General features: G+C 41.4%; 12 protein-coding genes. 2 read left to right on the forward strand and 10 right to left on the reverse strand.

Annotated features, from left to right (window positions below; translation table 11 throughout):
• Positions 1–23 precede the first annotated feature (23 nt).
• From sohB to ACNS8M_RS09160, 7 genes are all read right to left on the reverse strand, one after another.
• Positions 24–986 carry a protease SohB gene (gene sohB / locus ACNS8M_RS09130; RefSeq protein ID WP_168460071.1) on the reverse strand — a complete coding sequence of 321 codons (963 nt, stop codon included), beginning with the start codon at positions 984–986 and terminating at the stop codon, positions 24–26.
• A 216-nt stretch (positions 987–1202) separates the two neighbouring features.
• Complete coding sequence (pstB, locus tag ACNS8M_RS09135; protein ID WP_096901086.1) at positions 1203–2129, reverse strand: phosphate ABC transporter ATP-binding protein PstB; 927 nt, start codon at positions 2127–2129, stop codon at positions 1203–1205.
• Positions 2130–2142: 13 nt separating this feature from the next.
• A complete protein-coding gene (gene pstA, locus ACNS8M_RS09140) occupies positions 2143–3531 on the reverse strand; it encodes a phosphate ABC transporter permease PstA (protein WP_168460072.1) in 1389 nt (462 codons plus the stop codon).
• Positions 3531–4910 (reverse strand): phosphate ABC transporter permease subunit PstC, encoded by a 1380-nt coding sequence (gene pstC, locus ACNS8M_RS09145; RefSeq protein WP_019837665.1) that lies wholly within the window; start codon positions 4908–4910, stop codon positions 3531–3533. The genes pstA and pstC overlap by 1 nt, the downstream gene beginning before the upstream one ends.
• A gap of 98 nt (positions 4911–5008) precedes the next feature.
• Positions 5009–6034, reverse strand: a complete 1026-nt coding sequence (locus ACNS8M_RS09150) for a substrate-binding domain-containing protein (protein ID WP_168418178.1) — start codon at positions 6032–6034, stop codon at positions 5009–5011.
• A 483-nt stretch (positions 6035–6517) separates the two neighbouring features.
• A complete protein-coding gene (locus ACNS8M_RS09155) occupies positions 6518–8050 on the reverse strand; it encodes a pyridoxal phosphate-dependent decarboxylase family protein (RefSeq protein ID WP_168525713.1) in 1533 nt (510 codons plus the stop codon).
• 4 nt (positions 8051–8054) lie between these two features.
• On the reverse strand, positions 8055–9428 hold the full coding sequence (locus ACNS8M_RS09160; RefSeq protein ID WP_168542146.1) for a diaminobutyrate--2-oxoglutarate transaminase: 1374 nt from the start codon (positions 9426–9428) through the stop codon (positions 8055–8057).
• 493 nt (positions 9429–9921) lie between these two features.
• Here ACNS8M_RS09160 and ACNS8M_RS09165 point away from each other — a divergent pair, with 493 nt between their 5' ends.
• Complete coding sequence (locus ACNS8M_RS09165; protein WP_168460074.1) at positions 9922–10626, forward strand: SIMPL domain-containing protein; 705 nt, start codon at positions 9922–9924, stop codon at positions 10624–10626.
• 137 nt (positions 10627–10763) lie between these two features.
• Here the strand turns inward: ACNS8M_RS09165 and proB are convergent, their stop codons facing one another.
• Together proB and cgtA are read right to left on the reverse strand one after the other, a co-directional pair.
• A complete protein-coding gene (gene proB / locus ACNS8M_RS09170; protein WP_168418174.1) occupies positions 10764–11897 on the reverse strand; it encodes a glutamate 5-kinase in 1134 nt (377 codons plus the stop codon).
• A gap of 27 nt (positions 11898–11924) precedes the next feature.
• Positions 11925–13139 carry an Obg family GTPase CgtA gene (cgtA, locus tag ACNS8M_RS09175; protein WP_168418173.1) on the reverse strand — a complete coding sequence of 405 codons (1215 nt, stop codon included), beginning with the start codon at positions 13137–13139 and terminating at the stop codon, positions 11925–11927.
• Between the two features lie 217 nt (positions 13140–13356).
• Here cgtA and ACNS8M_RS09180 point away from each other — a divergent pair, with 217 nt between their 5' ends.
• Positions 13357–14544, forward strand: a complete 1188-nt coding sequence (locus ACNS8M_RS09180; RefSeq protein WP_168542126.1) for an MFS transporter — start codon at positions 13357–13359, stop codon at positions 14542–14544.
• Here the strand turns inward: ACNS8M_RS09180 and ACNS8M_RS09185 are convergent, their stop codons facing one another.
• Positions 14545–14898 carry a winged helix-turn-helix transcriptional regulator gene (locus ACNS8M_RS09185; protein ID WP_168418171.1) on the reverse strand — a complete coding sequence of 118 codons (354 nt, stop codon included), beginning with the start codon at positions 14896–14898 and terminating at the stop codon, positions 14545–14547.
• Positions 14899–14960 lie beyond the last annotated feature (62 nt).

Raw genomic sequence — 14960 nt, forward strand, 5'->3', positions numbered from 1 at the left:
ACTTAGAAGTTAGATGATCGCTATTACAGTTTCGGATCACGTATTTGCAGCAAACTACTATTGGCTTTGCTTAGGCTATCCACCAGTTTATTCATTACAGCTGGAATCAGACTGTCTGCCATTTGTGCTGCTTGTAAACCCAGTTTTTCACCCAATGTTGGTTTTTTACGAGTTTGAATTACATAAATATCATGCTGTGGCAATAAGCTCAGTAAGTACTCATCTGAAGTTTGTAGTTTATCCACCAAATTTAAATCTAAAGCATCATGACCATACCAATGCTCACCTGTTGCGACTTTTTCAACATTCAGTTGTGGGCGGTACTTTTCAACAAAGTGCTTAAACAGAATATGGGTTTGCTGCAACTCTTGTTCAAATTTTGCTTTGCCTTCTGCGGTATTTTCACCAAACATGGTCACGGTGCGTTTATATTCACCTGCGGTGTACATCTCAAAATCTATATTTTTTTCTTTCAGCAAGCGATTAAAGTTCGGTACTTGTGCCACTACCCCAATAGAACCCAAAATGGCAAATGGCGCTGACACAATTTCTGAACCAATGCATGCCATCATATAGCCACCACTTGCCGCAACTTTATCGACACAAATGGTTAAATGAAATCCTGCATCACGTAAACGCACCAATTGAGCAGCAGCAAGTCCATAGCCATGTACCATGCCACCAGGGCTTTCTAGGCGCACCACCACACGGTCACGACCTGCTTTTGCTGTTGCCAAAACCAAAGTGATTTCTTCACGTAATTGCTCTACTGCTGATGCGGCTGTATCGCCTTTAAAGTCAAGTACATAAATTTTTTGATTGTTCTTTTTACGGGCTCGTGCTTCACGTGCCATTTGTTGGCTAAGTTGCAATAACTCAAGTTTAGATGCCGTAGTTTGCGCAATTTTTTTTCGTTGTTCGTTAATTCGCGCATTTAAATGGCTAATACGAATTTCGGCAGGTAATTTAGGTAAATGAAATAACATAGATCCGCAATTCTCAATTTTATTTGTGCTTAGCTTAAGATGAGGGCTGAACTTAAAAATTCAATATCACCTTGTTGATTTGCTTAATTTAATCGATTTTAAATCTCATTACCGTTTAATTTGTGCAAAAGCAAAATCATGCTAGGTACTAAACATTCGTCATAAAAAAACCGCAAATCGGTTTGATTTGCGGTCCTTTTATACAGATTTTGAAAATTAACCAAAACGACCTGTAATATACGCTTCTGTTAATTGATGGTCTGGCTGAGTAAATACTTTTTCAGTTGCATTCACTTCAATCAAATCACCCAAATGGAAGTATGCAGTACGGTCAGATACACGTGCTGCCTGTTGCATAGAGTGCGTTACAATTGCAATTGTATATTGAGTAGAAAGTTCAGAAATTAATTCTTCTACTTTTGCCGTTGCAATTGGGTCAAGTGCCGAACATGGTTCATCCATTAAAATTACTTCTGGACTTACCGCAATGGTACGTGCGATACAAAGACGTTGTTGCTGACCACCCGACAAACCAGTACCTGGTTGATTCAAACGGTCTTTCACTTCATCCCACAAACCAGCTTTACGCAAACTGTTTTCTACAATTTCTTCCAAATCGTATTTATCGCGCGCTAAACCATGCAGTTTAGGGCCATAGGCTACGTTTTCAAAAATTGATTTTGGAAATGGGTTTGGCTTTTGGAACACCATACCAACTTGCGCACGTAATAATACGACGTCAAGGTTAGGATCATAAATGTCTTGGTTATCCAACATCACTTTACCCGTTACACGACAGCTATCAATGGTGTCGTTCATACGGTTTAAAGTACGCAAGAAAGTAGATTTACCGCAACCAGATGGACCAATAAATGCAATCACTTCATTTTCATAGATATTTAAATCAATACCTTTGATTGCTTCAGATTCACCATAGTACACATGCACATCATTGGTACTTAATTTCACATTTGAAGACTTAGCTTCTTTTTTGCTAGACGCTTGTGTATCAAACTGTGAAACAAACGAAGTTGATGATTGCTTCTGTTCTACATCTGGAGATGTAAATTGGCTTTGCTGTGGATTCACTTGTTTATCCTGTTCTAAGGAATTTGGTTTTTCTGTGCTTGCTACAGTATTCATATTCTGCCCTCAATTACCAGCGTACTTCAAACTTCTTACGTAACCAGATTGCAAGGCTGTTCAAGCCAATCATTAACGCAAGCAATACGATAATGGCTGCAGCGGTACGTCCTTCAAAGAAGTTACGCATTTCATTACCCTGCCATAAGAAAATTTGCACAGGTAACGCAGTAGATTGATCAAATGGAGTTGCTGGTACACTGGCAACAAAGGCACTCATACCAATTAATAACAATGGTGCAGTTTCACCTAAAGCTTGTGCGACACCAATAATTGCACCCGTTAAAATACCCGGCAATGCAAGTGGGAGTACATGGTGGAACACAGTTTGTAAACGCGATGCGCCCAAACCTAAAGCTGCCTGACGAATAGACGGTGGCACTGCTTTTAACGATGCACGTGTGGTAATAATTACGGTTGGTAAAGTCATTAAACTTAACACTAAACCACCCACCAACGGTGCAGACAATGGTAAGTGCATCCAACCAATAAAGATGGCAGCACCTAACAAACCGAACACAATAGAAGGTACAGCAGCCAAGTTGTTAATGTTCACTTCAATAATATCAGTAATGGCATTTTTTGGCGCAAATTCTTCTAAGTAAATTGCCGATGCCACACCAATTGGAATCGAAATAAAGATCACAATTAGCATCATGAATAAAGAACCCATGAATGCACCCGCCAAACCAGATGTTGCAGGAGAACTACGTGAGTCTGGGCTAACAAAAATGTTGGTATTGAATGTACTTTCAATAATGCCTTGTGACTCTAACTTGTCTGCCAATTGACGTACTTCAGGGCTTAACTGTTGCTGCTCATCTGGCAGGCTACGGTCAATATTACCTTCTAACCATACATCTACGTTAGCATCTGCAAGTACTTTAACATCTTTGGTTTGACCAATCAGTGATGGATCAGCCAACACCATGTCACGTACACGGTACGCTTCAGAACTGGTATATAAATAGCCAAGATCATCACGCTGTGCTTCTAGCGCTTTATCTTTAGCAATAATGCCGTTCACAATGAGGGCATCCCAATCGACCATGCCCATTTCAGTTTGCCACGCAATCATACGTTCTTCGTATTGGGCTGGTGACTCACCTGCAATTGCTTTCGGTTTTGGACCTACATTCACAACTGCTGGATCGAAATAAATTGGAAGGCTCATGCTGCTTTGCCAAAATGCTGGCAAGCCTTTGGCCAAAATACTGCCAAAAAGCAACACGACAAAGAATAAACCTGCGATAACTGCCGACAGCCCCATAATACGGAAAGTTTTTTCCTTACGATGGCGCTTACCCAATGAACTGGCGATAGTCTTTTTACGTTGTTCACGTAATTCGGCAGCAGCTTGTGGATCTAACTGATCCAAAGACGATGTATTTGAAGTACTCATTAGTCGTATTGCTCACGATATTTACGCACGATGTATAGTGCAACAATGTTCAAACCTAAGGTAATCACGAACAGGGTCAAGCCAAGTGCGAAAGCAACCAATGCTTGCGGACTTGCGAAATCTGTATCACCTGTTAATTGGTTGACAATCGTAATCGTAACCGTAGATACCGCCTCTAATGGGTTTGCGTGTAGTAAAGGACTATTACCTGCAGCTAACACCACAATCATGGTTTCACCAATCGCACGTGACGCAGCAAGTAAGAACGCACCAATCACCCCTGGTAATGCAGCTGGCATAACCACACGGCGAATGGTTTCAGATTTGGTTGCACCCAAGCCTAAAGAACCATCACGTAGCGCACGCGGCACTTGCGTAATAATGTCATCAGACAATGAAGATACAAATGGAATGATCATAATACCCATGACCAGACCTGCAGTTAATGCACTAGTGGCATTAATATCGAGTCCAATTAAGGCACCTGCAGTTTTTAAGAACGGACCAATGATCATCATGGCAAATACACCATATACAATCGTTGGAATACCCGCTAAAACTTCAATGGTTGGTTTTGCCCAAGCACGGAATTTAGGAGATGCATATTCTGCTAGATAAATTGCAATCATTAAGCCAATTGGTACTGCAACAAGTAAGGCAATACCACTGACCATTAAGGTACCCCACAGCAATGGCAATAAACCATAACTGCCGTCTGCACTACCCGATGTACTAAAACCTGGGTTCCAGACAGTACCAAAGAAGAAATCCAGTGGGCTAACGAAACTAAAGAATCGCATTGCTTCACTGAACATAGACATCACAATACCGACTGTAGTCAGAATCGCGACACCAGAACATAATGCCAAAGAAATGTTGATGATTTTTTCAACTTGGTTACGTGCGCGGAATTGTTGTGAAACACGTTTCTTTGCCCACACCAGACCAAATAAAGCCGCACAAATAACAACCGCAAGTTTAGCGTATGAACCAATCGTTGCTACTTTAGACAATTGCTCTGCTGCTGCAATTTCATAAGCAGCTGGTGTATCACTTACACCAAAACCAGAAGCAATCGCTTGTACACGATCAACCAAAACACTGGTACTTGCAGGATCTAGACCAGCAGCAATGTGCGCAGGCACATTATTTAACACCACTTGCTCTAGAATACTTGGTTCAACCAAGTTCCAAACAATCAAAATTAAAAAAGCAGGGATACCACACCATAATGCTACCAACGCACCATAATATCCTGGGCGTGAATGTAACATTGCAGAGTTATTTCCCTTACCTGCTAGGTTACGGCTCTTGCTTAACCCGATTTGATAGGCTATGGCGATAATGGCCAATAACACACCTATGAGTAGCAGATTCATGTATTCTCCACTGTTTTTTCAATTTCGTTTTTGAAAAAACATTTCTTAGCAAAAAGCCGATGGCAGGTCATCCCTGCCATCAGCTGTTTTAACTCAAATTACTTAACCGCTTTACCAGCTTTGAAGTTAGCAAGAACTTGTGCACGCTCTTTGTCAGACATAGAAATTAAGCCTGCTTTGTCTAACTTAGAACCTTTACCAGATACTTTTTTGCTCAAGAAGTATTCAGTAAACTCTGGTAAGCCTTTGATTGATTTAAGGTGCTCACCTTTCACGTAGAAGAACAATGGACGTGATACAGGGTAAGAACCATTTAAGATTGTGTTTTCAGACGGTGCTACGTTGTTTACAGTTGCAACACGTAAACGGTCACGGTTTTGGTCATAGAAGCCTAAACCAAATACACCTACTGCGCTTGGAGAAGTTTTCAAGCGAGCCAATGTTTCTGTGTAGTCACCCGCAATTTCAATTACACGACCATCTTTACGGAAAGATGTACATGCTTTTTTCTTCGCATCTTTGTCTAAAGCTTTAATTGCTGAGTAAGCTTCACAGCCTGCATCAACCATTTTTTCTTGGAACACTTCACGTGTACCGTGGTTAGATGCTGGAATAACTAAAGTGATAGGCTCATTTGGAAGTGTTTTGTCAATTTGGTTCCAACGAGTATATGGGTTAGCAACCATTTTACCTTTAGATGGTAATTCAGCTGCAATTGCTGCAAACACGTGGTAAGGTTTTAATTTATAAGCTGCTTTGTTTGCATTTGATGCAAATACGATACCGTCGTAACCAATTTTAATTTCTAAAACTTGGTTAACACCAGCTTTTTTACAAGCTGCTAATTCTGAATCTTTAATTTTACGAGAAGAGTTCGCGATGTCGATTGTGTTATCACCTACACCGTTACAGAACTGCTTCAAACCACCTGAAGAACCGCCTGAACCAACAACTGGAGTTTTGAATTGTGGGAAAGTATTACCAAATTCTTCTGCTACAATACTTGCGTATGGTAGAACGGTTGAAGAACCCGCGATTTGGATGGTGTCACGAGCTGCGTTTGCAGTTGTTGTTACAGCTGCTGCAGATACGGCTAAAGCAATGGCGATGTTTGTAAAGCGCATTCTGTTCTCTCTCAATGTATGCAAGTTCGGAGTACGTCACTTGTTATTAAGTTTTGTACTTATTTCGATAACTGCATTGTGGTTTTATAATATGACAGCCATGTTACAACTTTGTTACGCTTTGGTTATATTTGCCTTTTCTGCATTGATTTATTTTAATTTCCTTAAAAATCAATATGTAATAAAATATTATTGTGCTCATTTTTTTCTTAAATTTATTTTTAAAATGTAATAATTCATGCCAATGTCATCTTTTTTCATGAATTTTTCTGAAATATTTGCTGTTTTATTCATCAATTCTAATTATTTTCTATGACAAATACGCCTAAAACCATTGAAGAATCTACGATGAACTCTTTTATTACACTCAAATTAACAAAACATTTTTAGCCCCGTTCTACGCTCGCTAAACAATAGGCACAAAAAAAGCCACCGTAGTGACTTCTTTTGCTGTATTTGATCAAAATTGCTGTAATTCAGCCATTAGTCAATTGCTGGTGTATATGTACCTGCAGCAATTGCATCTTTAATACGTTCTGCTTCAGTTAAGACCAAACCAAGTAAGTTCTTCACGTTGTCTAATGTTGCAACAGGGCTTAACGTCGTCATTTTCAATGATTGGACATTGCCTACTTTGGTTACACCAATATTAGCTTCACCACGCGCAAATAATTCATCTGCCACGTTTTGGTTCAGGCTATCTAAGAACTCTGCAGGATAACCTTCAGGCACAACACGGAACAATACAGAAGCAAACTGAGGCTCAACCAATAACTCTAAACCTGCCGTTGCTTTAATATAGTCAGCAACATCACGAGTTAAGGTCACACCATGGTCAATCATTGAACCGTAGAGCTCTTCACCTAAGGCTTCAATAGTCATCCAAAGTTTCAATGCATCAAAACGACGTGTCGTTTGTAGTGACTTAGACACAAGGTTTGGTACACCGTGTTCTTCATCATACGCAGAGTTCAAATATTCTGCTTCATAGTGCATGAAACGATAGTTCGCTTCATCTTTCAGCAAGAACGCACCGCACGAAATTGTTTGGAAATAATGCTTATGGAAATCAAGTGTTACAGAATCTGACAACTCAATACCATCAAGCATGTCACGATGACTGTTAGAAAGAATTAATGCCCCACCCCAAGCCGCGTCAATATGCATCCACGCGCCATATTGATTGGTGATGTCACGAATTTTTCTGAGTGGATCAATCGCACCTGCATCGGTTGTACCCGCAGTTGCAACCACACAGGCAACAATCTTACCTTCTGCTTTTAAATGTGCCATGGTTTGCTCAAGCGCAACCACGTCCATTTGTGCATTTTCATTCACAGGTACAGTAACAACCGACTGGAAGCCCATACCCATCATCGCCATGTTCTTTTGCACAGAGAAGTGTGCATTTTCAGAACAAATGACTTTTACGTTGCGCATTGCATCGCTTGGTACACCATCACGCTGAACAGACCACGGATTACCGTTTTCATCTTTCCAGTTTTTCGCAATACAAGCATCACGCGCTAACAACACACCCATCAAGTTAGACTGTGTACCACCTGATGTGAACACACCTGCCTGACCTGCGCCATAGCCAACTTTTTGACGTAACCAGTCAATTAGCTGTACTTCCATCAATGAACCAGCAGGGCTTTGATCCCATGAGTCCATAGATTGGTTGGTTGCGTTAATTAACACTTCTGCAATTTGGCTTGCCACCATGGTTGGGCAATGCAAATGCGCCAAAGAATGTGGATGATGAACTTTTAAACTTTTGTTTAAGAAAAGCTCTACCATGCGTTCCAATGACTTTTGTACACCTAAACCCTGTTTAGACGGCTGGAAAGCAATCGCTTCACGCAATTCTTTAATGCTGCCGCCTGTGTACATTTTGTCATTTTGCAACCATGCCGCGACTGCTTGAGTCGCTTGTTCCATTGCTGCACTGTAGTCAGCAATGGATTGAGCATCATTGCAGAGTAACGCTTTACGATGTTCTGCAAAATCTACCATAAACTTATGCGCCTCGAACTGCGACTAACGCTTCAGCAATTGCTTTCTTGAAGCGAGCGATAACTTCTACACACTCTTCTTGTGTAATGATCAATGGGCAAAGTAAACGAATTACCGTACCACCGCGACCACCTTTTTCAAGCAATAGTTTGTTGTCAAAACATGCGGCCTGAACAGCAGCAGCCAATTGAGAATCTGCTGGATAAGCACCTAAACGGTCTTTTTCTTGGCGTTCATCTACAATTTCAATACCAATCATTAAACCGCGACCACGAACATTACCAATACATGGGAATTCAACCGCTAATTTTTTCAATTCAGCTTGAAGGAACTCACCACGCTCTTGTGCGTTTTGTGCCAAGTTTTGTTCTTTAATGGTTTTAAGCACCACAAGACCAGTACCCATTGCCAATTGGTTACCACGGAAAGTACCCGTGTGACCTGCAGGCTGCCATGCGTCAAACTTACGTTTAATAGCAAGTACAGCTAATGGCAAGCCACCACCAACAGCTTTAGACATAACAATCACGTCTGGCTCAATACCTGCATGTTCAAATGCAAACATTTTGCCTGAACGTGCAAAGCCCGCTTGTACTTCGTCTAGAATTAAAACGATGTTGTGCTTTTCAGTCACTTCACGGATTTTCTTCAACCATTTTACTGGTGCAGTCACAACACCGCCTTCACCCTGAATTGCTTCAAGAATTACAGCTGCAGGCTTAGTGACACCGCTTTCTACATCTTCAATAAAGTTTTCAAAATAATACGTTAATGCATCTACACCCGCTTCGCCACCAATGCCAATTGGGCAACGGTATTCATGCGGATACGGCATAAATTGAACACCAGGCATTAAACCATTGACTGCATTTTTTGCAGACAAGTTACCTGTCATGGCCAATGAACCATGAGTCATACCATGATAGCCGCCTGAGAAGCTAATCACTGAACTACGACCGGTGTAGGTTTTTGCCAGTTTAATTGCAGCTTCAGTGCCATCTGCACCTGTAGGACCACAGAACTGTAAGCAGTACTCTTCTTGACCGCCAGGCATGTGTGAAAGCAACGCTTCAGTAAAAGCATCTTTCAAAGGTGTCGTTAAATCTAGGGTGTGTAATGGCAAACCACTCGCTAAAGTGTCTTGGATGCTTTGAACCACCGCAGGATGGTTATGACCCAATGCCAAGGTCCCTGCCCCAGCCAAACAATCTAGGTACTCAGTACCTTCAACATCGGTAACCCAACAACCCAGTGCTTTCGCTATCGCTAACGGTAATTTACGAGGATAACTACGCACATTCGATTCCATCTGACTTTGGCGAGTCAAGTAGTATTCGTTTGTGGAATGGTTGGCAGGGTTTACAGAAGTAACGCTCATATCGAATTACCATCTCTGATATGGGTTGAAAGAAATAAGTCTGGTGACTTGCGGTCCTTTGACTCGGTGCTTTTTTGATCTAGCGAGATAGAGTTTTGTTCTTCAAGACTAGGAAGCGGGATAATACCTAATTTTTCTAGAAAATAAACAGGTTTAACCCAAATATTGCCTAATTTCATCGAAAAAACATATCTTGCAGATGATTCGATTGAATTATCATCTTACATTGTGACAAAGGAAAGAAAAATTAACTCTTTCCTATTCCTTTATACTTTCTTTTGAGCAATCTCTCAAGCCGTGCAGCATTTATTTTCAAAATAGTATAGATCATTATTTTTATTGAATTTTATAAATCTGAATTTACTGCAATTTTATAGTGAAATTTTACAAAGCCACCACAATTTCGACTAAAAATCCTCACAAAGCAAAGTTACTATTTAATGCAGACAAATCATCTCCAAAATTTCCGATAATTTGAACAATAGGTCAGAATATGCGCTTACTTTCTCTCGCTGCTACGCTCTTGGCTGCTGGTGCTGCCAGTACGGTATTTGCACAGCAAAATGAATCACTGAATTACAATATCGTCAATGTACAAGCTGAAGCTTCACGCGAAGTTTCAAACGATCAAATGCATGCAGTACTGTATATTGAAAAAAGTCACAAACAACCTGCAGAGTTGGCATCGCAAATCAATCAGTTAATGAGCCAAGCCATTGCAACGGCACGTAAGTATCCACAAGTGAAAGTTGAAACAGGTTCACAGACCACCTATCCAATTTACGACAATGACAGCCGTAAGTTAAAAGAATGGCGTGGTCGTGCCGAAGTACGTGTACAAAGCACCGACTTTAAAGCCGCAAGCCAATTGGTTAGCGAACTACAACAAAACTTCCAAACCCAATCAATTAATTTTAGCGTGTCGGATGCGCAGCGTAAAAAAGTTGAAAATGAGTTAATGGTAGAAGCCTCTAAAAACTTCCAGCAACGTGCGCAAATGCTGAGTCAGGCTTGGAATAAATCGGGCTATAACTTGGTGAATTTAAACCTGAATACTAATTCTTATTTCCCACAACCTGTGATGCGCGCGAGTATGGCTAAATTTGCAGTCGCGGAATCGGCTGTAGCTGATCAAGATATGGCGGCGGGTGAATCTAAAATTACCGTCAATGCAAATGGAACGATTCAGTTTAAATAAAAATCTGAATTTACCTAAAACAGCTCATCAAGATTCATTTACTCGAATCATCTGAGCATATAAAAATCCCGCGAGGCAAACCAAGCGGGATTTTTTAAAACTTAAACTTAATTCAAAGCTTAAAATGCAAGCCAAATTTAGTAGATTGCCATGTGATTGCGGTGAATCATCTCCAGTGAACGTGCTTCACCTAAGACTTGATGCACTTTGTCGGATGCCAAACCTTTGACTAAGTCTGCAGAGCGTGAACTGAAGTTTACACGTCCAACTGCCACACGATGGCCTTGCGTATCTACACATTCCACCACATCACCACGGTCAAAATGCCCTTCTACGGCTTTTACACCCACAGGCAATAAACTGCGATGATTTTCTTTAATGGCTTTGACTGCACCATCATCAATCACCAAACGTCCTGCTGTTTGTAAATGTGCTGCCAACCATTGTTGATGTGCGGCAATACGGTCATTATCGGTAATAAATAAAGTACCCAACAATTCGCCCGCCATTAAACGCGCAAGTACGTTGTCACTTTCACCACTGGCAATCAACGTCGGACAGCCCGATTTAGCCGCTAAACGTGCCGCACGAACTTTGGTCAGCATACCGCCACGGCCAAACTTACCACCACCACCTGCCATATCAAACAGACTTTCATCTAAAGCACGTACAGTGTGGAACAGTTTTGCATTTGGGTTAGAACGTGGGTCAGAGTCAAACATGCCTTGCTGATCAGTCAAAATGATCAGTAAGTCTGCATGCACTTGCCCTGCTACCATTGCAGCTAAGGTGTCGTTATCGCCAAAACGAATTTCATCGGTAGAGACTGTGTCATTTTCATTAATGACAGGAATCACACGCCATTCAATCAGGTTCTGCAAAGCATCACATGAGTTTAAATAACGACGACGATCTGCCAGATCATCATGCGTTAAAAGTACTTGTGCCGTTTGAATTTGGTGTTTTTCCAACACACTTGACCAAGTCTGAATTAGTCCCATTTGACCAATGGCAGCGCATGCCTGAAGACTGGGTAGATCAGTGGGTCGATGTTCTAGTTTCATTCGCACCATACCTTCAGCCACAGCTCCCGATGACACCAAAATAATTTCGTGTCCTGCATTGTGTAGATCTGCAATTTGTCCCGCCCAATGCGAGATCGCATCTAAATCTAAACCTTGCCCATTGGCTGTGAGTAAAGATGATCCGATTTTAACAACGATTCGTTTACAACCCTTGAGCTGACGTTGCCCATCTACCACTTCTATCATCCTGTCCTCAGTCACTTTTTGTAGCGCTTAGCGTACGTAGTACACTTCTACATCGCCATCTTCACCATCATCGTCTTCGTCGTCATCGCCCAACATACCTGCAAGACGTTGCTGACGGCGCATCTCACGATACGCTTCTTTCGCGGCAATGGTTTGTTCACGTGTTTCAGCTTCTAACTGATCACGGAATGCTTTCATTTCTGCAGCATAGTCAGGATCTTCAACTTCACGTTCGCGTTGTTGCTCAATTTGATCCATCAGGTAATAAACCACTTGCTGAGTACCTTCAGACATTAAGCCTGAAGTTTTAAATACAGGGCCGTCCCACTGCAATTCTTCCAGAATGTGTTTACACCACTCTTCGCGTGAATCTTCAGGAATTTGATCCAGTTTATTTAACACCAACACCATTGGCAGTTTAGCCAAAGTTGGAGAGAATTTTTTCAATTCTTCCATAATTGCTTTGGCATTATACGCTGGGTCAGAGCCATCAATAGGCTGAACATCAACAATGTGTAGCAAAATACGGGTACGTGCCAAGTGTTTCAAGAAACGAATACCAAGACCTGCACCTTCAGCCGCACCTTCAATTAGCCCCGGAATATCGGCCATCACAAAAGAACGATGACGGTCTGCATCCACCACACCCAGATTTGGCACCATGGTGGTAAATGGATAGTCGGCTACTTTTGGTTTTGCCGCAGAAACAGCACGAATGAACGTTGACTTACCCGCATTTGGCATACCCAATAAGCCAACATCCGCAAGTACTTTCAACTCCAGACGAATTTCACGGAACTCGCCTTTGGTACCATGCGTAAATTTACGCGGGGTACGGTTGGTCGATGATTTAAAGTGCGTATTCCCTAAACCACCATCTCCACCTTGTGCAACCAATACTTTCTGACCACTTTCGACTAAGTCTGCAATGATGTCGCCAGAGTCGGTATCTACAATGGTCGTTCCCACTGGTACTGTCAATACAACAGATTCACCGCCACGACCAGCACAGTTTGCGCCAGAACCATTTTTACCACGTTCAGCGCGAAATTTACGGGTATAACGATAATCTACAAGGGTGCTTGCGTTGTCGTCGGCTTGCACATAAATACTGCCGCCACGTCCACCATCACCACCATCTGGTCCACCAAATGGTACGAATTTTTCTCGGCGAAAACTGGCTACGCCATTGCCACCGTCGCCAGCCTCTACGGTAATGACTGCTTCATCAACAAAGCGCATCTTGCCAATCCTCTAAAACTTTAAAAGCCGTATATTCTGCCATATTTTAGAAAATTTCTCGAATTATATTTATGCAATCGTATCAACTCAGGCTTTTTATATCAGGAACGTCAAAATCACTGATTTATTTTAACAATCATGTGATCGTTTTTTCTTATTTCTCCTTCTTAGGTTAAATTCTTATAGTGCATCCGCCCTTTTTGTTTTACTTGCATTTATGTCTGACTCTGCAACCACAACAACTGCTTTATCTCCTCAATTTATTTTACTGATGGCAACAGCATGTGGTTTATGTGCAGGCTCTGCTTATTTTAACCAACCGCTGATTTATTCAATTGAAAAAAGTTTAGGCATCAGCACCAGCCAAGCAGGTTTTGCAGTAGTACTTGCACAAATCGGCTATGGTTTAGGATTAATGTTACTTGTGCCTTTGGGCGATTTACTCAATAAAAGAAAATTGATTGTGAGTTTGATGGTCTTTGCAGCACTCTCACAAATTTTACTGTCCTTTAGCAGCAATTTAACCATGCTGTATTTCTTTACGGTATGTGCCACATTTGGTGCGATTTCCGCACAGGTTTTAATTCCTTTTGCATCAAGCATTAGTCCACCCGAATCGAGTGCTGCCATTGTAGGTAAACTGATGAGTGGTTTGGTGATGGGTATTATTTTATCGCGCACCTTTGCTGGTTTTGTTTCGACCTTTTGGTCTTGGGAAGGTGTTTATTTAAGTAGCGGCATAATCACCCTACTGTTTGCAGGGCTGATGTGGAAAAAGCTACCTTCTACAACTGCCAATAAAAATTTGACCGTGGTAGCTATTTATCGTTCTCTAATACAATTGGCCACCACCCAGCCACATTTAATTCGCAGAGCCTGCGCAGGTGCTTTAGGCTTTGCCATTTTATCTTTAGTTTTCACTTCCATGACTTTTGTCTTGGCCAATCCACCTTATCATTTTAGTGATTTTCAAATCGGGCTTTTTGGCTTATTGGGTGTAATAGGCATTTTTTCTTCGAGCTGGTCAGGTAAAACGGTAGGCAAAGGACATGAAAATTTTGTCGCTATGCTCTGTATCAGTTTGATGTTGTTTTCTTGCATTCCACTCTTTTTTGCGCAGCAGAATATTGTGGCTTATGCAGTGGGCGTATTGATGAGTTATTTTGGCCTCACTGCATTTCACGTACTGAATCAGAACTTGGTGTATCGAATTGATGCCACCGCACGCTCACGTATTAATGCCGTATATATGACCATTTATTTTTCTGGTGCAGCACTTGGTTCTCTGACGGCGGTCTACGCATGGCAGCACTGGGGTTGGATGGGCTGTGTAGCGAGTATTTTAATATTTGCCGTAGGTATTTTATTGATTGATCGTTATGATTTTAGACAGCAAGAAAGATAATTATTCTGACAGAGTCTGATTGATATTTTTTTCTAAATAATCAATCAACTGATTAACTTTTTCTGCAATTTGTGAACCTTCAAATGTAAGTTGATACTCCACTTTAGGTGGTACGGTTGGATAGACAGTGCGTAAAATCAAACCATCTTGTTCTAAAATTTTCAGGGTTTGTGCCAACATTTTTTCACTCACCCCTTCAATGCGCTGTCTTAACTCACTAAAGCGATGTAAACCCTCACTCAAACAATGCAGCACCAACATCGACCATTTATTGGCAAGGTGTTCTAACAAAATACGAGATGGACAATCTTTGGCAAGGACTTGTCCGAGTACATGACTGCTGGCATATTGCATAACTTAATCCTTGTGTAGATTGACCTTAAAAGTTGAATTAAAAATCAAGCTTACTTTTAAAC

Origin of the sequence: Acinetobacter sp. A2, assembly GCF_048537555.1 — a bacterium.
Lineage (GTDB): Bacteria > Pseudomonadota > Gammaproteobacteria > Pseudomonadales > Moraxellaceae > Acinetobacter.